This window comes from Sphingopyxis sp. CCNWLW2, from assembly GCF_037095755.1.
Taxonomy (GTDB): domain Bacteria; phylum Pseudomonadota; class Alphaproteobacteria; order Sphingomonadales; family Sphingomonadaceae; genus Sphingopyxis.
This window is the reverse complement of record NZ_JBAWKJ010000001.1, coordinates 1846762-1867032: the sequence shown is the minus strand read 5'-3', so window position 1 is coordinate 1867032 and position 20271 is coordinate 1846762. Positions and strand designations below refer to the sequence as shown.

The 20271-nt window shown below is 65.1% G+C and carries 21 protein-coding genes; 5 read left to right on the top strand and 16 right to left on the bottom strand.

Features of this window, described 5'->3' with window-relative positions:
• From V8J55_RS08800 to V8J55_RS08755, 10 genes are all read right to left on the bottom strand, one after another.
• A complete protein-coding gene (locus V8J55_RS08800) occupies positions 1–2010 on the bottom strand; it encodes a TonB-dependent receptor family protein (protein WP_336445245.1) in 2010 nt (669 codons plus the stop codon).
• A 69-nt stretch (positions 2011–2079) separates the two neighbouring features.
• Positions 2080–2472, bottom strand: a complete 393-nt coding sequence (locus V8J55_RS08795; protein ID WP_137892845.1) for a DUF2946 family protein — start codon at positions 2470–2472, stop codon at positions 2080–2082.
• Between the two features lie 50 nt (positions 2473–2522).
• Entirely contained in the window at positions 2523–3692 is a 1170-nt protein-coding gene (locus V8J55_RS08790) for a sterol desaturase family protein (protein ID WP_336445244.1), read from the bottom strand.
• A gap of 161 nt (positions 3693–3853) precedes the next feature.
• Positions 3854–6028 (bottom strand): NAD-dependent DNA ligase LigA, encoded by a 2175-nt coding sequence (gene ligA / locus V8J55_RS08785; RefSeq protein WP_336445243.1) that lies wholly within the window; start codon positions 6026–6028, stop codon positions 3854–3856.
• The gene (locus tag V8J55_RS08780) at positions 6025–6423 is read right to left on the bottom strand and encodes a putative quinol monooxygenase (protein ID WP_336445242.1); all 399 of its coding nucleotides are present in this window, start codon (positions 6421–6423) and stop codon (positions 6025–6027) included. The genes ligA and V8J55_RS08780 overlap by 4 nt, the downstream gene beginning before the upstream one ends.
• Entirely contained in the window at positions 6420–7106 is a 687-nt protein-coding gene (locus V8J55_RS08775; protein ID WP_336445241.1) for a GNAT family N-acetyltransferase, read from the bottom strand. Before V8J55_RS08775 ends, V8J55_RS08780 begins: the two co-directional genes overlap by 4 nt.
• A 3-nt stretch (positions 7107–7109) precedes the next feature.
• Positions 7110–7769: a hypothetical protein gene (locus V8J55_RS08770; RefSeq protein ID WP_336445240.1), complete on the bottom strand. Its 660-nt coding sequence runs from the start codon at positions 7767–7769 to the stop codon at positions 7110–7112.
• A complete protein-coding gene (gene recN, locus V8J55_RS08765; RefSeq protein ID WP_336445239.1) occupies positions 7766–9433 on the bottom strand; it encodes a DNA repair protein RecN in 1668 nt (555 codons plus the stop codon). The genes V8J55_RS08770 and recN overlap by 4 nt, the downstream gene beginning before the upstream one ends.
• Positions 9434–9746: 313 nt before the next feature.
• The gene (locus tag V8J55_RS08760; RefSeq protein WP_336445238.1) at positions 9747–10541 is read right to left on the bottom strand and encodes an outer membrane protein assembly factor BamD; all 795 of its coding nucleotides are present in this window, start codon (positions 10539–10541) and stop codon (positions 9747–9749) included.
• A 61-nt stretch (positions 10542–10602) separates the two neighbouring features.
• Positions 10603–11298, bottom strand: coding sequence for a peptidylprolyl isomerase (locus V8J55_RS08755; RefSeq protein WP_336445237.1), 696 nt, complete (start codon positions 11296–11298; stop codon positions 10603–10605).
• 129 nt (positions 11299–11427) lie between these two features.
• Here V8J55_RS08755 and V8J55_RS08750 point away from each other — a divergent pair, with 129 nt between their 5' ends.
• From V8J55_RS08750 to V8J55_RS08730, 5 genes are all read left to right on the top strand, one after another.
• Complete coding sequence (locus V8J55_RS08750; RefSeq protein ID WP_336445236.1) at positions 11428–12114, top strand: hypothetical protein; 687 nt, start codon at positions 11428–11430, stop codon at positions 12112–12114.
• Positions 12115–12163: 49 nt separating this feature from the next.
• Positions 12164–12544: an ArsR/SmtB family transcription factor gene (locus tag V8J55_RS08745; RefSeq protein WP_336445235.1), complete on the top strand. Its 381-nt coding sequence runs from the start codon at positions 12164–12166 to the stop codon at positions 12542–12544.
• Positions 12544–13077 carry an SRPBCC family protein gene (locus tag V8J55_RS08740; protein WP_336445234.1) on the top strand — a complete coding sequence of 178 codons (534 nt, stop codon included), beginning with the start codon at positions 12544–12546 and terminating at the stop codon, positions 13075–13077. Before V8J55_RS08745 ends, V8J55_RS08740 begins: the two co-directional genes overlap by 1 nt.
• A 111-nt stretch (positions 13078–13188) precedes the next feature.
• Positions 13189–14193: an acyl-CoA thioester hydrolase/BAAT C-terminal domain-containing protein gene (locus V8J55_RS08735; RefSeq protein ID WP_336445233.1), complete on the top strand. Its 1005-nt coding sequence runs from the start codon at positions 13189–13191 to the stop codon at positions 14191–14193.
• Complete coding sequence (locus tag V8J55_RS08730; RefSeq protein WP_336445232.1) at positions 14180–14644, top strand: nucleoside deaminase; 465 nt, start codon at positions 14180–14182, stop codon at positions 14642–14644. Before V8J55_RS08735 ends, V8J55_RS08730 begins: the two co-directional genes overlap by 14 nt.
• A 227-nt stretch (positions 14645–14871) precedes the next feature.
• Here the strand turns inward: V8J55_RS08730 and pnp are convergent, their stop codons facing one another.
• From pnp to V8J55_RS08700, 6 genes are all read right to left on the bottom strand, one after another.
• Complete coding sequence (gene pnp / locus V8J55_RS08725; RefSeq protein WP_336445231.1) at positions 14872–17178, bottom strand: polyribonucleotide nucleotidyltransferase; 2307 nt, start codon at positions 17176–17178, stop codon at positions 14872–14874.
• A gap of 192 nt (positions 17179–17370) precedes the next feature.
• On the bottom strand, positions 17371–17640 hold the full coding sequence (gene rpsO, locus V8J55_RS08720; RefSeq protein WP_037514725.1) for a 30S ribosomal protein S15: 270 nt from the start codon (positions 17638–17640) through the stop codon (positions 17371–17373).
• Positions 17641–17666: 26 nt separating this feature from the next.
• On the bottom strand, positions 17667–18560 hold the full coding sequence (truB, locus tag V8J55_RS08715; protein WP_336445230.1) for a tRNA pseudouridine(55) synthase TruB: 894 nt from the start codon (positions 18558–18560) through the stop codon (positions 17667–17669).
• A gap of 31 nt (positions 18561–18591) precedes the next feature.
• Positions 18592–19002 (bottom strand): DUF6491 family protein, encoded by a 411-nt coding sequence (locus V8J55_RS08710; RefSeq protein WP_336445229.1) that lies wholly within the window; start codon positions 19000–19002, stop codon positions 18592–18594.
• 85 nt (positions 19003–19087) lie between these two features.
• Positions 19088–19627 carry a GNAT family N-acetyltransferase gene (locus V8J55_RS08705; protein WP_336445228.1) on the bottom strand — a complete coding sequence of 180 codons (540 nt, stop codon included), beginning with the start codon at positions 19625–19627 and terminating at the stop codon, positions 19088–19090.
• Positions 19620–20234, bottom strand: a complete 615-nt coding sequence (locus V8J55_RS08700) for a thymidine kinase (RefSeq protein WP_336445227.1) — start codon at positions 20232–20234, stop codon at positions 19620–19622. Before V8J55_RS08700 ends, V8J55_RS08705 begins: the two co-directional genes overlap by 8 nt.
• Between the last annotated feature and the right edge of the window lie 37 nt (positions 20235–20271).

Sequence of the window (20271 nt, the reverse complement as noted above, 5' to 3'; positions counted from 1 at the left end):
CTATAAGCGCGCGCGAATGCCCGCGGAGACCGCGCGGCGCTCGACCGGGTAGTAGATCGCCGAGGTCGGCGTTACCGTGATTGCCGCGCTGATATCGCCGATCGCCTTCTTGCCCGTGATATTGCGGACATCGACAAAGGCGTCGATTCCGTCGGCGATCGTCGCGCCGCCGTTGACGCCGATCAGCGCATAACCGGGGGTGCGGACCTGATTGCGGTAATCGGCAAAGGGACCGTCGGGAACCCATTCGAGGTTCGGCGCGATATGGAGCGCATCGCTGCCGATCCGCAGCTCGGCGCGATAGGCGTGTTTCGGAACGACCGGCAGGCGGTTGTCGCCGAACTGCGCGTCACCCCGGAAACGGAAGTCGTTGTAGGTATAGACCTGCCGCAGCCGTAGCCAGTCTGCCGGTGCCAGATCCAATCCTGCCTCCACACCCTGATGGAGCGTGCGGTCGGCGTTGAAGGTTGCCGCGGGAATGTTGGCGTTGGTCGTGAACTGGAGCAATTCGCCCTTCAGCGTCGAGCGGTAGACGGCGATATCCCAGCGCGCGAAGCCAAGCTTGCCGCGCGTGCCGACCTCGGCGGTCCAGGCGCGTTGCGGGCGGATATCCGAAACCACCGTGCTCGTCGGCGGGGTGCCGATCGTCTGGAAGACTTCGCCGAAACCGGGGAATTCGGCCGAGCGGCTGTAGTTGGCGAAGAACTGGATATCGGCAGCGGGCTCGAACAGCAGGCCGAATTTGGGCGAGAAGGCGTCGAAGTCGATCCGGCCGTCGTTCGCCGGGGTGCTCGAAAAATTGACGGTCCGCTTGCGCCAGCCGTCGGCGTAAACGCCGCCCGCAATCAACGTTAGCGCCTCGACCGGTCGCACGCGGATTTCGCCATAGAGCGTCGCGGTCTGCGCTTTCTGGTCGGCGTCGAAGGTCAGCGCGCCGCGCCGTCCGCCGGTGTTGACGAACTGGCGCGCATCGGTGCTGCCACGGCGGATTTCGCCGCCCAGCGTGACCTCGACCGGGCCAGTCGCATAGTCGGCGCGGAAGAAGCCGCCCACATCGACCGACTTCTGGTCGATGAGCTGGAAGATCGGGTGGTGGAGCGACTTGGCGTTGACGAAGCCGCCGACGTCGAGCGTGAAGGCGCCCCAATCGAAGCTTGTGCGGTTCTGGAGGCGCAGCGAGTCGATGTCGCGCGCCTGATCGCCCGCGACCGCGCCAGCGTTGGCCTTGCGCGGGGTCGACAGAGCCTCCGCCATCGTCAGTGCGCCGGGAATTTCCTGCCGGATATGATTGACGCTGGCGTAGAAGCGCGTGTTCACCACGTCGCTGAAACGCATTCCAACATTGCCTTGAAAGCGCTGGCTGCGGCGTTTGGCATGATCGCGGTCGCCGTCCGACGTATCGGCGCTGATCGCGCCCCACGCATCGACGCGGTCGCTCGCTACACCCGCCGAAATCAGCCCGCGCGCGCTGTCGAAGCTGCCGACGTCGCCGCGAAGGTAAATCCCCTGCGCGGTGCGCCCCGTCGGGGTCACGCCGTTGATTGCACCGCCCAGCGTACCCGACCCGAAGCGGAGCGCATTGGCGCCACGATAGACTTCGAGATGGTCGAAGAAGATCGGCTCGAGTTCCTGGAAATCGCCATTGTCGTCGGCGAGGTTGATCGGCACCCCGTCCTGCAACAGCGTGAGCCCGCGCATGTGGAAGCCGCGCGAGAGGCCCGAGCCGCGAACCGACAGGCGGACCTCCTGCCCGTAACGCGGCTGGAGATAGACGCCGGGCGAGAAGGCGAGCGTGTCGCGCAAGGACACGACCGACTTGTCGGCATAATCGTCATAGGAGACGACGTCGGTGCCGCCGGGCGTCTGGGCTGCGCGCGCCTCGGCGGCGTCGGTGGCGGTGGGCGCGGTGACGATGATGGTCGAATCGGCGCTTTCGGCATGGGCCGGAGCGGCGACGAGACAGGTCGCAAGCGCCAGCAACGGCGCCACCCCATGGATACGGGTTTTCATGATTTTTCCTTCGCTGAATGCAGTCACGGGCCGCGCCGCGCAAAAGCGCGGGCAGCCGGTCGGTCTGGATCAGGCGAAGGCGGGTGGTCCGGTACTCGGCGGCAGCGGCGAGGCGATGCCCGGCGCGAAACCGAGCGAGCGGGCCGCCACGGGGACGGGTTCGCCCGTGACTGGCGCGGCGGCGAGCACCGGCAGGTCGGGAACGATCGGCGCATTGGCGAGCGCGCCCCACGGGCAATGCTGCTGCGCTTCGCCCGCATCGTGGCTCCCCGCTTTCTCAAGCGGAATCGTCATCGTGCCGCCGGGGTTGGCGGGGTCCGAACAGATGCGCACCGTAATCGACCCGCCCGCGTCGCTCTCGATCATCCAGCCCGGCGCGACGAGCACCCGCGCGGCGAGCGCAAGGAGCAGCGGCAAGAGCAGCAGGATGCCCGGACGGCGAAAGGCGGCGAGCAGGCTCACGTCCCGCGCCTTATGACGCGCCCACGATGCTGGCAAGCGGACAGATTGCCCTATTCGGCGGGCGTCTCGTCGGTCTTCTTACCGGTGCGCGTCCAGGGGTAGAGGAACTGGCCCCAATAATGTTTCGGCACATCTTCGGGGATGCCGTAATTTTCGGGCCAGCGGTCCTTCGGCAAATGGAAGGTGCCGAATAATTTGTCGATCCACGGGAAATGGATCGCGAAATTGACGTCGAACGCCTCGCGCTCGAGCCCGTGATGCCAGTGGTGGAAACGCGGGGTCGCGATCCAGTGGCCCAGCCGGTTGAAATTACCGCCGACATTGGCGTGGAGCAGCGACGACCAGACGTAAACGAAGCCGATATAGGCCTGCATCACCGACGGCGCGAAACCCAGGGTAAAGAGCGGCAGCGAGGTGATCGAGCGCAAGAGGATGATCTCGACGAAATGCATCCGCGAGCCCGCGAGCCAGTCCATCGACTTCGCGCTGTGGTGCACCGCGTGGAAACCCCAGAGGAAGGGGTAGCGGTGGAAGGTGCGGTGGAAGAAATATTGCGCCACGTCCGACGCGACGAGCACGATCGCGAACTGGACGATCCACGGCAGCGAGGCGACCGCGGCGCGGAACGCCTCCCAATTGCTCGTATTCTCGTTGATGATCGTCGAGGGCGCGAGCGCGAGGAAGCCCAACACCTGAACGAACATCGTGCTGACGAGATAATAGAAAAGATCCTCGCGCCATTCGGTGCGGAACAGGCGCTGCGTCCGGCGGTGCGGGAAAGCGCGTTCGAGCGGCGCGAACATGAAGCCGGTGACGAGCAGGTTCACGACGAAGAAGTCGAGTCCGAAGAAGATGCCCCAGTCGCGCGTTTCCTGCGGCTGGACGTTGGCGCCGCCGACAAGGATCGCCGCGAGTCCGATCATCAGCGCGGTGAGCCCGAGCGCCTTTCGCGGACGCAGCAGCAGGCTGAGCAGCGACAGGCCATAGCTCACGAGCAGGACCGCATGGACGAGGCCGCGAAAGCCGCCCCAATTCTTGATGATCTCAAGCTCGGGGGTCGCGAACCAGTCGGGAAAGCGCAGCGCGATCACCATGAAGAATCCCGCGATAGCGAACAGCAGCCCGAAAAAGCCCGACAGCCAGCCGCTGCCGAACCGCCGCACCTCGGTATGCGATTCGAGGTCGCGCATCAGGTCATTCAGATAGTTTCGTTTTGCCATGCGGCCCCCTCACAGCATTTCCGCCGCGCCGTCTGTGATGGCGCGCACGGCTTATTATCATCCTCTTATTCGTCATGCCGGACTTGACCCGGCACCCGCCTTTACTCCTTCAAGAAAGGCAAGCTCCGGATCAAGTCCGGGGTGACGAGGGTGGATGGTTCTCACCCCGCCGCGGCGACGATCGCCGCCCAGTCGGCCTCGTCAATCACGCGGATGCCGAGCGCGCTCGCCTGCTTGAGCTTCGACCCCGCGCCGGGACCCGCAACGACAAGATCGGTCTTGGCGCTGACGCTGCCCGCGGCCTTGGCACCGAGCGCTTCGGCCTGCGCCTTCGCCTCGTCGCGGCTCATCGTCTCGAGCTTGCCGGTGAACACGACCGTCATGCCCGACACCTCACTCTCGCGCGTCTCTACGACGTACGGTGGCGGCGAGACTTCGGAGAGAAGGTCGCTCCACAAATCGCGGTTGTGCGGTTCGTGGAAGAAATCGGCTAGCGCCTCAGCGACCGCGGGCCCGATGCCGTCGGCGCGGACTTCGAGGATCGATTTAAAGCTATCGACCTTCCGCGATGTATATTTGCCGTCGGATTCGCCCTCGCCCTGCGGGTTCGCCTCCAGATAGGCGTGGATCTCGGCAGCCTTTTCGGGGAGCCGGGCAATATCGCCCAGCCCCTTGAGCAGGTCGCGCGCGGTCACCGCGCCGACGTGACGGATGCCGAGCCCGAAGAGCAGCCGCGCGGCGTCGGGTTGGCGCTTGGCCTCGATCGCGGCGAAAAGATTGTCGACCGATTTTTCCTTCCAGCCTTCGCGCCCGAGCAGGTCGGCGCGGTAGCTTTTCAGGCGGAAGATGTCGGCGGGGCCCTTGTCGAGCCAGCCGAGATCGAGGAACTCCTGAATGCTCTTTTCGCCGAGTCCCTCGATATCGAGTGCCCCGCGACTGACGAAATGGCGGAGGCGCTCGAACTTCTGCGCATTGCATATGAGACCGCCGGTGCAGCGCACATCAACCTCGCCCTCCTCGGCGACCGCCTCGCTGTCGCAGACGGGGCAATGGTCGGGGAAGATGTACGCCGCGCGATCCTCGTCGCGGGTCAGGTTTTCGACCACTTGCGGGATCACGTCGCCCGCGCGCTGGATCACGACACGGTCGCCGGGGCGCACGCCGAGACGGCCGATTTCGTCGCGGTTGTGGAGCGTGACGTTCGACACGACGACGCCGCCGACGGTGACGGGGACGAGGCGCCCGACGGGGGTCAGCTTGCCGGTGCGGCCGACCTGGATGTCGATCGCTTCGAGCGTCGTTTGCGCGCGTTCGGCGGGGAATTTATGCGCGATGGCCCAGCGCGGCGCCTTGGCGACGAAGCCGAGACGCGCCTGCCAGTCGAGGCGGTCGACCTTGTAGACGACGCCATCGATGTCATAATCCATGTCGGCGCGGCGGCGCTCGATTTCGGCATAATGGGCGAGGATGTCGGCAACGCTGTCATAGCGTTTCAGGAACGGCGACACCGGAGCGCCCCAGCGTTCGATTTGCTTCATCACGTCGAACTGGCTTTCTGCGGGAAGCGCGCTGACCTCACCCCAGCCGTGCGCGAGGAAGCGCAAGGGGCGCGATCCGGTGACGCTCGCATCCTTCTGGCGTAGCGAGCCCGCGGCGGCGTTGCGCGGGTTGGCGAACTGGCGGACCGTGGCGGAGTCGAATTCCTGCTCGCGCTGCGCGGCGAGCGCCCTGCCTTCTTCCATCAATCGTTCGTTGAGCGCCGTGAAATCGGCCTTCGCCATATAGACTTCGCCGCGGATCTCGAAGACGTCGGGCGCTGCGCCCTTCAGTTCCTGCGGAATGTCGGCGATATGGCGAACGTTCGCGGTGACATCCTCGCCGACGCTGCCGTCGCCGCGCGTCGCGGCCTGGACGAGCTTGCCCTTTTCATAGCGCAGCGAGCAGGAGAGGCCGTCGATCTTGTCCTCGGCGGTCAGTGCGATCGCGGCGTCGGCGCCCAGATTGAGGAAGCGCCGCACGCGCGCGGCGAATTCCTCGACATCCTCAGCAGCGAAGGCGTTGTCGAGACTCATCATGCGCTGCGCGTGGGTGACCTTGGCGAGCGGCGACGCCTCGACCGCGGCGCCGACCTGGTTGTTCGGGCTGTCGGCGCGGATCAGCGCCGGGAAAGCGGCTTCGAGTTCATTGTTGCGGCGGACGAGCGCGTCATAGTCGGCGTCCGAAATCTCGGGCGCATCCTCGGCGTGATAGCGTTTGCTGTGATGGGCGATCTGCTTCGCCAGCCGCATCAATTCATTGGCGGCGTCGGCCTGCGACAGGGATTCGATTTCGGTCATGCACCGGTCTTTGCCACCGGCTTGAACTCGGCGCGAGTACCAAATCCTGCGATCAGCGGGCGACCCTTTTTGATCGCGTCCTGCACGACGGGAAGCTTTAGCGAGGCGGTGTGCGCCTCCTTGCTGTCCCACAGTTCGACGATCCAGATCGCGTCGGGGTTCGCGCTGTCCTCGCCGATCAGATAGGCGAGGTTGCCGGGCATTTCACCGATGCCTTCGGCGAGAATCGCGGCGAGCGCGGCGCGCTGGCCGGGCCGCGCCATCATCTGGCCGAGCAGGCCATATTGGGGATCGGCTTCTTCCATCTTGGCCTCCAGGGCGCGCAGTTTCGTGAGGGGGAGCAATGCCGCGGCCATCGCCAGCATCGCGGCGAGATGGGCGCGGCGGTTCATCATTTCGCGATCGCCAGCACGTGCACCTCGTGACGAATGCGGAAACCGAGCGATTCATAGAGTGCGATCGCGCCGGAATTGTCGGCATAGCTGTGGAGGAAAGGCTGTTCGCCGCGCGCGACCATTTCGCGCATGACATGGCCGATGAGTGCGCGCGCAAGCCCGCGGCCGCGGCAATCCTCCCACGTCGCGACGCCGCTAACCTCGGCCATGCTAGGGACCAATATGCGCTGCCCCGCCATCGCGAGCAGGCGGCCGTTTTCGCGAACCCCAAAGAAAGGGCCGTAACGATGCGTCTTCGGCCCCCATGGTCCGGGCTTCGCATGCTCGGCGAGCGCCGCCATTTCGGGGGCGTCATCGTCGCCCAGCGCGATGATGACGGGCTCGCCTTCGCGCGGCGGTGGCGGTGCGCCCTCGGCGACCATCTGCGCGAGCACCGCGCGCTTCATTTCGCGCGTGCCCGGAGGGACCGGCCACGGCTCGCCCTCGACGATCCAGATTTCGCCGTCATCGGGGACAAGTGCGGCGAGCGCGGCAAGCGCTTCGCCGCCGGTGTCGGGAGCGGCGCCGAAGACGCCATAGCCGCGATCGATCCGCACCGCGCGGCCATCGCCCTCGGCGAGATGCGCCTGCCGCCCGGTGAGCATGCTCCAGACCGGACGGTCAAGCGGGTGCGCCGCCGCCACGCCTCAGGTCCTTTCCATTGCGAGCGCTTCGGTCGGCAGGATTTGGATCCCCTCGAACGCATTGTCGGCATAAGGCCCGTCAGGGTCGACCCAATGCAGGAACAGGTGCGCCGACCAGCGGTTGGGATTGGGCATCATCCGCCCGTGCAGCCGGTGGACGCCTTGATAGAGCACCGCATCGCCGGGCAGCATCGGCACCGATCCATAGGCTTCGTCGCCAAAATCGGGGTCGGCACGCTGGCGCGGCGTTTCGATATGTTGCGAGCCCACTTCGAGCGGCCACGCCGCGTCATCGCTCGCCGCGAGGAGCAGCGACAGGCTGTGCTCGCAGGCGTAGCGGTCCGAATGGATGCGGCAGATGTCGCCTTTGCGATACATGCGGAAATAACAATAGGTCGGGCGCAAATCATGACCGACGAGCGCGCTGATCGCCGGGGTCATGCCCCAGAGGAAGGTCGAGAGCGGCAGATAATGCGTGCCATAAACCTCGACCGCCGCGGTCGCGAGCAAATCGTGCTTGCGCTTCAGCTGATCGAACGACACGCCGCCCTGAACAAGGTCGGACTTCAGCATGCCGAGCAAGGCATGCGTCACGTCGGTCGGCACGAAATCGGGCAGCGCGAGATAACCCTCGTCCCGATATTGTTGCGCCTGGTCGGTCATAATGTCTCCAGCAATCTTTCCGCCTGCGCGCGCGCCTCCGCGGTCACTTCGGCGCCCGACAGCATGCGCGCGATTTCCTCGCGGCGGCCGGCCTCATCGAGCGCGTGGACGCTGGTGCGGGTGACAATGCCCTGGCTCGACTTGGCGATGATGAAATGCGCGGCGCCCTTTGCGGCGACCTGCGGGCTGTGCGTGACCGCGAGCAATTGTTTTCCGGCGCCCGCGAGGCGCGCCAGCCGCTCGCCAATCGCGCTGGCGACCGCGCCGCCGACGCCGCGATCGATTTCGTCGAAGATGATCGTGTCGGCGCCGCCCTCTTCGGCGAGCGCGACCTTCAATGCGAGGATGAAGCGCGAGAGCTCACCGCCCGACGCGATCTTGGCGAGCGGCGCGAAGGGGGCGCCGGGGTTGGTCGAGATGAGATATTCGACGCGGTCCATGCCCTCCGCGCCCCAGCGTTCGGCGGGCAGGCGCTCGACGAGGGTCTGGAAGCGCGCGGCGTCGAGTTTGAGCGGCACGAGTTCGCTCGCAACCGCAGCGTCGAGGCGGGTCGCGGCCTTGCTGCGCTGGTCAGACAGCGCGGCCGCGGCGTGGGTATAAGCCGCGGCGGTTTCGGCGACCGCGGTTTCGAGCTTCGCGAGCCCCGCGCTGCCACCCTCGATCGCGTCGAGCCTTGCCGCGAGCGTGCCGGTGAGTTCGGCGAGCTCGTCGGGCTGGACATTATGCTTGCGCGCCATCGCGCGCAGTTCGAACAATCGCGTCTCGGTCGCTTCGAGCCGTTCGGGGTCATATTCCATCGCGCGCGCGGCTTCGTGAAGCTTGCTCTCGGCCTCGTCGGCCTCGATGATCGCGCGGTCGAGCCCCGCCAACGCTTCGGCGAGCAACGGATGATCGCCCGCGAGCCGGTCGAGCCGGCGCGCCGCGCCGCGCAATTGCGCGGGACCGCTGTCGCTGCCTTCGAACGCTTCCATGATCGCGCCGAGGTCGCCCGCGACCTTCTCGCCCTTTTGCATCGTGGCGCGCGCTTCGGAGAGTTCGGCGTCCTCGCCGGGTTGGGGGGCGAGCGTCTGCAGTTCGGCGACGCAATGCTCGAGCCATTCGCGGTCGCGCTCGGCTTCCGAGATGGCCGCCTTCGCCGCAGCGAGCTTGTCCTCGGCGGCGCGCCATGCGGCGTGGGCGGCGGCAACGCCGCGGGTATCGGCGCGCGCATAGGCGTCGAGCAGCGCGCGGTGCCCCGCGGGGGCGAGCAGGCCGCGGTCGTCGTGCTGGCCGTGAATCTCGACGAGCCAGGTTCCGACTTCGCGCAGCAGCGCCGCCGAACAGGGCTGGTCATTGAGGAAGGCGCGGCTGCCGCCGTCGGCCTTCAATGTGCGGCGGATCAGCAGCGGCTCGCCCGCTTCCAGCGCGATCTCGTTTTCGGTGAGCAGCGCGGCGAGCTTCGTACCGGGTGCGGGCGCGACAAAACTCGCCGTCACCTGCGCCTTGTCGGTGCCCTGACGTACCAGCGCGCTGTCGGCGCGCGCGCCGAGCGCGAGGCCCAGCGCGTCGAGCAGGATAGACTTGCCTGCCCCGGTCTCGCCGGTCAGCACACCCAGCCCGGCCTCGAAATCGAGGTCGAGCCGTTCGATCAGGACGATATTGGCGATGGATAGAGCGGTTAGCATAAGGGGTCCGAATCCACTATTGATGCGGTCGAGGCGTCAAAATGGCAAAGGGATCGGAGTGAGATGGCTGCCGCGGATAGCGGCGCTACCCGCAAAGTCAGCTCGCTTCGAGACCGAAGCCATTTTGACGTCCCTTCGGGATTTGACCGATTTGGCCCATTGCGGCGTCGGCGGCGCTGGAAATATCGACATATTCCTGCGCTTCGCCTCCTAGCACTGGGCCAAATCGCCGCAAACCTCGACCGTATCAATAGTGGATTCGGACCCCAACGTCCTTACCGCAGAACAAAGGCAGAATCTATTCCCGGCGCGATCAGGCGCTCGGTGCGTTCTTCTGCATCAGCTTGTAGGCGCGCGCATACCATTCATTGCCCGGATAGTTGGCGCCGAGCACCGCGGCCGACTTTTTCGCCTCGGACGGGATGCCGAGCGCGAGATAGCATTCGGTCAGGCGATAGAGCGCCTCGGGCGCGTGGCTGGTCGTCTGATATTTGTCGACGACCTCGCGGAAGCGGATCGAGGCCGCGAGCCAGTTCGAGCTGCGCTGGTAGAAACGGCCGATCTCCATTTCCTTGCCCGCGAGATGGTCCTGCACCAAGTCGACCTTGAGCCGCGCGTCCGACGCGTAGCGGCTGTCGGGATAGCGGCGGATCACTTCGCCGAGCGCCGCCGACGCCTGCTGCGTGATCTTCTGGTCGCGGGTGACGTCGCTGATCTGCTCATAATAGCTGAGCGCGATCAGATAATAGGCGTAGGCCGCGTCCTTGTTGCCCGGGTGGATCGCGAGGAAGCGCTGCGCCGCCTCGATGGCCGGGGTATATTCGCGGTCCATATAGTAGCTGAACGAGCTCATCAGCTGCGCGCGGCGCGCCCAGGGCGAATAGGGGTGCTGGCGCTCGACCTCGTCGAACAGTGCCGCGGCGAGGCCGTACTGCCGGCGCTCGAGGCGGTCCTGCGCGGCGCGGTACAGCGTGTTGACGTCGCGCGCGACGTAACGCGTGTCCTTCTTCACATTGCCGCCCCCGGCACAGGCCGCCAGCATGGGCGTAATGACGAGTGCAGCGGCGAGCAGGCGCATGGTCGCGCGCGAGGGGACATGTTGAGTCATGCGCGCGGTATAGCCACAGCGCGGATGAACGCAAAATAAATGATAGGGGTCCGGCGCAGCTTTACGGCGCTTTGACGACACACCCTTGTGGAGCGCCAACGGGCGCCGGGACGCGGCGTGCGGTCTTGATTGTCACTTGCGGGTCGAGCATCTGGCCGACCATCACCCCTTCGCCCGCGGTCGGCGAGATCGGGGCGTTGAAGATCGCCTCGGCGATGTCGGCACCGCCGACGATCTCGCCGAACACCGCAAAACCCGCGCCGTCGCCGCCGGGTGCATCGGCGTTGAAGCCCTTGATGTCGGACAAGAGCAGGAAGAAATCGCTCGTCGCATCGCCGGGGTTGAGCCGCGCCATCGACAGTGCCCCCTTGCAGTTGGTCAGCCCCGTCTTCGTGGTCGGCTCGTGCGCGATCGGCGGAAAATTCTTGCGCGCATCGCCGCGGTTGCCCGCCTGCACCAGCTGGTTCGCCGGACCCCAGCTTTTGGTTGAACGATAAAATTTGAACCCGTCCATCCGCTTCGCATCGACGTAGCGGAGGAAATTGGTGGCGGTGATCGGCGCGCGCTTGTTTTCGATCCGCACGGTGATCGTCCCGAGATCGGTGGCGAGCGCGACATAGGGCCGCGTGTCGGCCTCGACCACCGGGGTGACGGGGGCCGGAACCGTCGGCATCGGCGGCGGCAATTGCGTCACCTGCGGCGGGAGGGGGGTCGATTGGGCGGCGAGCGCGAGCGCGGAGAGAAGCGTGATCAGCATGGCGCCGATCATAATCCCAATGCGCCGATCGATGCGAGCGGTTTCAGAATGGTTGCCGGGAACAGTGCTGATTGGAAAAGTCCGCAAGTCGGTCTAGGCATGCGCCCCCAGCAGCGAAAGAGGATAGTGATGAGCGAAACGCCGAACCGCGACACCACGCCCGGACCTGCCGTATCCGCATCCGACGTTGCGACGATCGGTTCACGCTTTCTGCGTTATTTGCCATTCATTACGATCGCGCATTTCCTCATCGGCCTGCCCGCGCTGATCGCCTCGCTCGCGCTCGCCTATTTCGCCTTCGTTCAGGCTGACGCGACGCAGAAGATGCAGAGTGGCGGGGTGATGCCGTTCGTCACCTTCGGGACAAGCAATGGCGACAAGGAAGGCAATCAGGATATCGCGCTGACGCTGACGAACAATGGCGTTGGCCCCGCGATCCTCGGCCCCATTGAGATCCGCTATGAAGGCAAGCCGGTAAACACCCCGATCGACTTGCTCAGGACATGCTGTACGCAAACCGAGGCGCAGGCTCTGACCTTTTCCACCTCGCCTTCGACCGGAATTGCCGTGCGGCCCGGCGAGACGATCGAATTCGTCAGTTTCCCGCGCACGCCTGCGTCCGAGCAGGTCTGGCAGACGTTCAACAAGGAGCGGTGGAAGCTCAAGGTCCGTGCCTGCTATTGTTCGATCTTCAACGATTGCTGGATCACCGAAGGCATGCAGGGATTGCCGAAGGCCGTGAACAAATGCCCCGCCAACTGGTCGCTCTATCGCGAGGATGCAGGAAACCGGATCGCCGGGGTCGACGTGAAATAATTCAACCAATCGGTTGACAATCAAATCGGGCTGATCAATATTCAACCTCATGGTTGAACATGATTCGCACACCCTCGATACGATCTTTCACGCACTCGGCGACGCGACGCGCCGGGCGATGCTGGGCGAGCTGGCCGCCGGCGAACGGACGGTCGGCGAGCTGGCCGAGCCTTTCGCGATGTCGCTCGCCGCGGCGTCGAAGCATATCAAGGTGCTGGAAAGCGCCGGGATGGTGCGCCGCGACGTGCGCGGGCGCACCCATGTCTGCAGCCTCGACCCGGTGCCGCTGATGAGCGCCGACCAGTGGATCGGCATGTACCGCCGCTTCTGGACCGACCGGCTCGATACGCTCGAACGGCTGCTGCGTGCCGAGGATGCCGTTCCCCCTCCCCCCAAGAAGCCCCTCCCCGGGAAAGAAGGAGAAAAGTGATGACGACGATGCTGACCGAGAACAATTATGGCGTGCTCACCGAGCCCGCGACGCTGACGATCGAGCGCCTTCTCCCTGGCCCCGTCGAGCGCGTCTGGTCGTACCTGACCGATGGCGAGCTGCGCCGCCAATGGCTCGCCGCGGGCGCGATGGAGCAGATGGCCGGCGCGCCCGTCGAGCTCGTCTGGCGCAACGACGAACTCACCGACCCGCCGGGTGCGCGTCCCGAAGGCTTTGGCGACGAGCACCGCATGACGTGCGAAGTCGTGGCGATCGACGCCCCGCATATGCTCGCGATCAGCTGGGGCAGCACCGGCGGCGTGACCTTCACGCTCGCGAAAAAGGGCGACGAGGTGCTGCTGACGATCATCCACAGCCGTGTCGAGGATCCCTCGGTGCTGCTCAACGTCAGCGCGGGCTGGCACAGCCATGTCGATGTGCTCGAAGCGAAGCTGCGCGGCACGACGCCGGCGCCGCACTGGGACAATTTTGCGCAGCTGCGCGGCGTTTATGCCGAGCGCCTGTTCGGCTGATCGATCCGCGATCGCAAGGAGAAGGGGCTGCGCGAGCGGCCCCTTTCTTTTTTGTGGAAAAGGCGCGAGGTGTTCTATATTAATAAGACAGTCTGAACATGGAGGGCGGCCATGAAGCGGAAATGGAAGATCGCACTCGGTATCTTGGGCGCGCTGGTCGTCCTCGGCGCGGGCGGCATGGGGTGGATGATCACGCAGCCGCCGGCGCCCGCGAAAATCGTCGAGGCAGGCCCCACCGGCCAGCGGATCAACGGAGACGGCATCTTCGCCAACTATTATCCGGCGCCGGGTACCGGCCCGCATCCGGCGATCCTGCTGCTCGGCGGATCCGAAGGCGGGCTGGGCAAGGACATGCGCGCGCTGGCGCTGCTGTTGCAAGCCGAAGGCTACAGCACGCTCCAGCTCGCCTATCATAATGCGTCGGGCAAATCGGCGAAGCTCAAGAACATCCCGCTTGAGGATTTCACCAGGGGCCTCGACTGGCTCAAAGCGCAGCCCGGCGTCGATCCGGCGCGCCTCGGGATCGTCGGCTATTCGAAGGGTGCCGAGGCGGGGCTCGTCATTGCGACGCGCTATCCCGGCATCCGCGCCGCGGCGCTCGGCATGCCGTCGAGCGTCGTATGGGACGGCATGTCGGGCGAAAATTACATGTTCGGATCGTTCAGCTCGTCGTGGAGCGAAAAGGGGGAGCCCCTGTCCCACCTCGCCTACAAGGGGCAGCCGGGCGGCGACGGGTTGATGCCGGTGTTCGTGAACGGGCTCAAGGAGATCGGCGCGAATCCGGCCGCGATCATCCCGGTCGAACGGTTCAAGGGCAAGCTGCTGCTCATCTGCGGCGAGGCCGAGAAATTGTGGCCGAGTTGCCCGATGACCGACCAGATCGTCGCGCGGGCGAAGACGAAAGACGCCCCAGCGCCGGCCGTGCTGCGGTACAAGGATGCGGGGCACGGCGTAATGGGGGCGCCCTTCGCCGATCCCGTTGACGCGAAGAAGTGGAGCAAGCTTGGCGGCACCGCGAAAGGGAATGCGGCCGCGCGCATGGACAGCTGGCCGAAGATCGTGGCATTCCTGAAGGCCGAACTCGAGCCGGAACGGGTGCCTGATGGTGAACGATAGCGAGACTTATCTGCGCGAGGCGATCGCGCTGGCTTATGCCAATGCCGAAAGAGGTAGCCGACCGTTCGGTGCCGTGATCGTTCGCGATGGCCGGATCATCGCCAGGGCAGCGAACGACGTCATGGAGACCGGCGATCCGACCTCGCACGCCGAACTCAACGCCATCCGGCTCGCGAGCAGGTCACTGGGCGCCGATCTAAGCGGCTGCACGGTTTTCGCGAGCGGCCACCCCTGCCCCATGTGCATGGCTGCGATGCGCCTCGCGGGGATCAAAGCCGTAACCTACGCCTATTCGAACGAAGACGGTGAGCCTTACGGTCTGTCGACGGCGGCGATCTACGCCGATCTGGCGAAGCCCTTTGCCGAGCAGATGATGGATATCCGTCACCTGCCCGTCCGGCTGGCCGGCAGGCCCGATCTCTATGAGAGTTGGCACCAGCGGCAGGGCTGATCCACGCATAAAGATACGCCGACGACGGCTTGCGACCGGTTGCGAACGTTCAGCATCTCATCATTTCGTCATTCCCGTGAAAGCGCGAACCCAGCAGCGACGTCGGACTGGGTTCCCGCTTTCGCGGGAATGACGAAAGTGGGGGATAGCCGCTTCCCACCCCAACACTGCCAAGAAAAAAGGGGCCGCTTTCGCGGCCCCTTTCCTTTTTCCGATTAGCGGAAGGCTTAGTCCTTGAGGAAGTCGGGCACATGGCCCTGGTCTTCCGGACCTTCGCTGCGTTCGCGGCGCGGACCGCGATCGCCACGGCCTTCGCCGTCGCGGCGCGGACCGCGGTCACGGCCACCGCCGCCACGCGGGCCGCGGTCGCCACGGTCGCCGCCGTCACGGCGCGGACCGCGGTCACCGCGGGGTTCGCGCGGCGGGCGCGTGTCTTCCAGCTCTTCGCCGGTTTCCTGGTTCACGACGCGCATCGACAGGCGAACCTTGCCGCGCTGATCGATCTCGAGGACCTTGACCTTGACTTCCTGACCTTCGCTCAGGACGTCGGCGACCTTCTCGACGCGCTCGTTGGCGATTTCGCTGACGTGGACAAGGCCGTCCTTGCCGCCCATGAAATTCACGAACGCACCGAAATCAACGAGGTTGACGACCTTGCCGTCATAGATCTTGCCGACTTCGGCTTCCTCGACGATGCCCGAAATCCACTTGCGCGCGGCTTCGATCTGCTCGGGGTCGCTCGACGAGATCTTGATCAGACCTTCGTCGTCGATGTCGACCTTGGCGCCGGTTGTCGCGACGATCTCGCGGATCACCTTGCCGCCGGTGCCGATGATGTCGCGGATCTTCGACTTGTCGATCTGCATCGTTTCGATGCGCGGCGCATGCGCCGACAGCTCGGTGCGGGCTTCGCCCAGCGCCTTCGCCATTTCGCCGAGGATGTGCGCGCGGCCGTCCTTCGCCTGGTTCAGAGCGGCTTCGAAGATCTCGCGCGTGATGCCCGCGATCTTGATGTCCATCTGCATCGTGGTGATGCCGTTGGCAGTACCCGCAACCTTGAAATCCATGTCGCCGAGATGATCTTCGTCACCCAGGATGTCCGACAGGATCGCATAATCCTTGCCTTCGAGGATCAGGCCCATCGCGATGCCCGAAACCGGACGCTTCAGCGGAACGCCCGCATCCATCATCGCGAGCGAACCGCCGCAGACCGACGCCATCGACGACGAGCCGTTCGACTCGGTGATGTCGCTGGTGATGCGGATCGTGTAGGGGAACTCGTCCTTCGTCGGCAGCACCGCGTGCAGCGCGCGCCATGCCAGCTTGCCATGGCCGATGTCGCGGCGGCTGGGCGCCCCGAAACGACCGACTTCGCCGACCGAATAGGGCGGGAAGTTATAGTGCAGCATGAAGTTCGAGTAGGACAGGCCATTGAGGCCGTCGATCATCTGTTCGCTGTCCTTGGTGCCAAGGGTACAGGTCGCGATCGTCTGCGTCTCGCCGCGCGTGAACAGCGCCGAGCCATGCGCGCGGGGCAGGAAGTGCGTTTCGGCGACGATCGGACGAATCTGCGTCGTCGTGCGGCCGTCGATGCGCTTGCCGTCCTTGAGGATGGCGCCGCGAACGATTTCGGCTTCGAGCTTCTTCATCAGCTTGCCGGCGGCCATCTGGTCCTGCGGCGTCGCGTCGGCGAAAGCGGCCTTGGCGGCGGCGCGGGCTTCGTTCAGCGCATTCGAGCGGGCCGACTTGTCGGTCAGCTTGTACGCGGCGGCGATGTCCTTGCCGATCAGCTTCTTGAGCTTGTCCTTGGCGGCGGTCAGGTCGGCCTGTTCGGCCATGTCCCAAGGATCCTTGGCAGCCTGTTCGGCGAGCTTCACGATCGCCTTGACGACGTCCTTGCACGCGTCGTGCGCGAACAGCACGGCGCCGAGCATGATCTCTTCCGACAGCTCGTTGGCTTCGGATTCGACCATCATCACCGCATCGTAGGTGGCGGCGACGACGAGGTCGAGGTCGCCCTCGGCAACCTGCGCGTCGGTCGGGTTCAGGATATATTCGCCGTCGACATAACCGACGCGTGCGGCGCCGATCGGGCCCATGAAGGGCACGCCCGAGATGGTGAGCGCGGCCGACGCGGCGACCATCGCGAGGATGTCGGGTTCATTGTGACCGTCATAGCTCAGGACCTGGGCAATGACGTTGATTTCGTTGTAGAAACCTTCGGGGAACAGCGGACGGATCGGACGATCGGTCAAACGCGAAACCAAGGTTTCCTTTTCGGTCGCGCCGCGCTCGCGCTTGAAGAAACCGCCGGGGATGCGGCCCGCGCCCGAATATTTTTCCTGATAGTGGACGGTAAGCGGGAAGAAGTCCTGCCCTTCCTTGACCGTCTTTGCAGCGGTCACCGCCGCCAAAACCATCGTTTCGCCCAGCGTCGCGACAACCGCGCCGTCGGCCTGGCGGGCAACCTTGCCCGTTTCGAGGGTCAGCGTTTCACCGCCCCACTCGATCGATACTTTTTTCACGTCAAACATGGAGTTTCCTTCGCCCGCCGGGCCCGATGCCGGGCGGGGCCTCTGATTCCGGGCAATCCGGCCCGGGGCGGTTTAGGGCGTCTGTCTGCCCATATGGCGGTCCCGCCGGATGCGGGAGCGGCCCTGTGGTCCGGCAATTTGCGCGGAGCCAATATGACAGCGGCCCCGGAAATCCGGGGCCGCCAGAAATTCTTATTTACGAAGACCCAGCTTCGCGATCAGTGCCTGATAGCGGGCCTCGTCCTTCTTCTTCAGATAGTCGAGGAGGCTGCGGCGCTTGTTGACCATCATAAGGAGGCCGCGGCGGCTGTGATTGTCCTTGTGATGCGCCTTGAAGTGGGCGGTCAGCGTGTTGATGCGGTCGGTCAGGATTGCGACCTGCACTTCCGGCGAACCGGTATCGCCCTTTGCGCGGGCATTGTCGGTGATGACTTCGGTTTTGCGCTCGGCGGTAATCGACATATTTGTTTTTCCTCGAACATCCTTGTTTACAGATTGAAGCCCCGGACAACTTTCAGCGTTCCCGCCAAAGCCTCGATCAGGGCAACGGGACGCATTTCGCTGTCCCTTCCCCAATAGAGCCCGTCATCCGTGCTACCCCCGGTCCAGACGCGACCCTGACGGATCGCCCCTGCCGCTTCCGGGGAAAGGTTCAGAGCCGGGATGTCGACCAGCCCTGCCTCAAGCGGCAGAAATATTTCTGATTGGGCGGCCCCTTGGCCGAAAGCGTTCAATTTGTCCAGCGAAATCGCCTGTGACAGGTCGAACGGTCCGGCCTTTATGCGGCGGAGCATCGTGACATGCCCGACGGTGCCGACGGCATGCGCGATGTCGCGCGCGAGGCTGCGGATATAGGTGCCCTTCGAGACGTGGGCGGTGAGGGTGGCGCTTTCGAGTGGCCCAGCCGGCGCGGGGTGCAGCTCGAGCGCATGGATCGTCACGCTGCGTGCCTTCATCTCGACCGCTTCACCCTTGCGCGCGCGGTCATAGGCGCGCTGGCCGTCGATCTTGATCGCCGAATAAGCCGGCGGCACCTGTTCGATCGGGCCGGTGAAGCGCGGCAGTACCGCTTCAACCTCCGCAAGAGTCGGCCGTAGGTCGCTCATTGCAACAACCTCACCCTCGGCATCGAGCCCCGCGGTTTCGGTCCCGAACGCGATGGTGAAATCGTAAACCTTGCTCGCATCGAGCATCCGGCCGCAAAGCTTCGTCGCCTCGCCGAGCGCGATCGGGAGGACACCCGACGCGAGCGGGTCGAGCGTGCCGCCATGGCCGACCTTGACCTTGCCCAGCCCCGCCTCGCGGCACACGCGTTTCACCGCGCCCACCGCCTGCGTCGAGCCGAGGCCGACAGGTTTGTCGAGGATGATCCAGCCGTTCATCCCGCGCCGCTAGGGCGCGGGTTGAAGGCTGTCAATTTTGGGCGGCCTTTTCGGCTTCGCGCGCCGCCTTACGCTCGGCCTTTGAGGGCGGCGGCGCCGACGTCACGAAGGACGAGAGCATGCAGCGTTCGCCGCGCACGATGATCGAGGCGAATTTGTCGAGCCGCCCGGCGCCGCGCGTTTCGACGCCGATCGCCTGCGCGAAATCGACGTCGCGGCAGAGGCCGGCGAAGCTGCCATAATACCATTCGCCGCGTCGGCCCTCGATCCAGATGCCGCGATCGCGGTCGGCCTGCCAGTTGCGGATCGTGCTGTCGCTGGGGAAGACGATGCTCGATTCGACGCCGAGCGCGCGCGGTTCCTTTGCAGGCTCGTTGGCCGCCGCAGCCGCAGAAAGGGGAAGCAGCACGGCGGCCAGGGAGAGTGCGAGATTCTTTTTCATGTCATATCTTTCGGTCGGTGTTACCCTACCCGATGCGCGTGCTAGCAGAGGCAATCTGAACCGGCACTGACCCGAAAATATGGCCTCAGCGAGCCGGCCACTCGCTTGCAAGTAGCGACCAGAGGCCGGTGTCGCGCACATAGCCGGTCCAGGTGATGCGTTCGGAGCGCAGCACGCCGTCCTTGGTACAGCCGAGCTTGGCGACCGCGGCCTGGCTCCGCTTGTTGCGCTCGTCGATGCGGAATTCGATGCGGCGAATGCCGACCGCAAAGGCGTGACCCAGCATCAAGCGCTTGACCCGGCCGTTGAAGCCGGTGCCGCGCGCATCGGGGTGGATGAAGCTGTTGCCAATCTCGACCGTCTGCGCCGACCAGTCCGGCCGCAGCCAAGCGGTCATGCCGACGAGCGTGTCACCGTCCATGATCGCATAGGGCATGCGGCCGGAGCCACCGATCAGCGTGTCGAAGCTCTTGTCGAAATGGCCGGGGCCAAAGCTCGACGAATAGATCGCCCATACATCGGTATCGGCGGCGCAGACGGCGCGCAGGTCTTCGCGATGCGCTTCGGTCAGCTTGACGAGTTTGAGGTCGCCGTCGGCGAGGTCGACATAGAGGTGGTCAAGCATCGGCGCCCACTTTCCTTGGCGCTTCCGCGGCTTCGCGCCGTTTCGCCATGAAGTGGCGGCGGCACATCGCGACATAGCGGTCGTTGCCGCCAATCTCGGTCTGCGCCCCTTCGACGACGGCGCGGCCGCTTTCGTCGACGCGCAGGTTCATCGTCGCCTTGCGCCCGCATTCGCACACCGCCTTCAGCTCAACGAGCGCGTCGGCAATGCCGAGCAAAGCCGCCGATCCGGGGAACAGCTCGGCCGAAAAATCGGTGCGCAGGCCATAGCAGAGCACCGGGATGCCCACCTCGTCGGCAAGCCGCGCAAGGTCGAGCACCTGCGCGCGCGTCAGGAACTGCGCCTCGTCGACGAGCACGCAGGCGAGCGGGCGCTCGGCATTTTCGGCATTCACAGCGGCCCACAGGTCGCTGTCGGGATCGAACTTGTGCGCTTCGGCCATCAGCCCGATGCGGCTCGTCACTTGTCCCGCACCGTAGCGGTCGTCGAGCGCTGCGGTCCACAGCATCGTTTCCATGCCGCGCTCGCGATAGTTGAAATCCGCCTGCAACAGCGTCGTCGATTTGCCAGCGTTCATGCTGGCGTAGTAGAAATAGAGCTTGGCCATCGGCGCCCAATAGCGCGGACATGGGCCTTGCACCAGT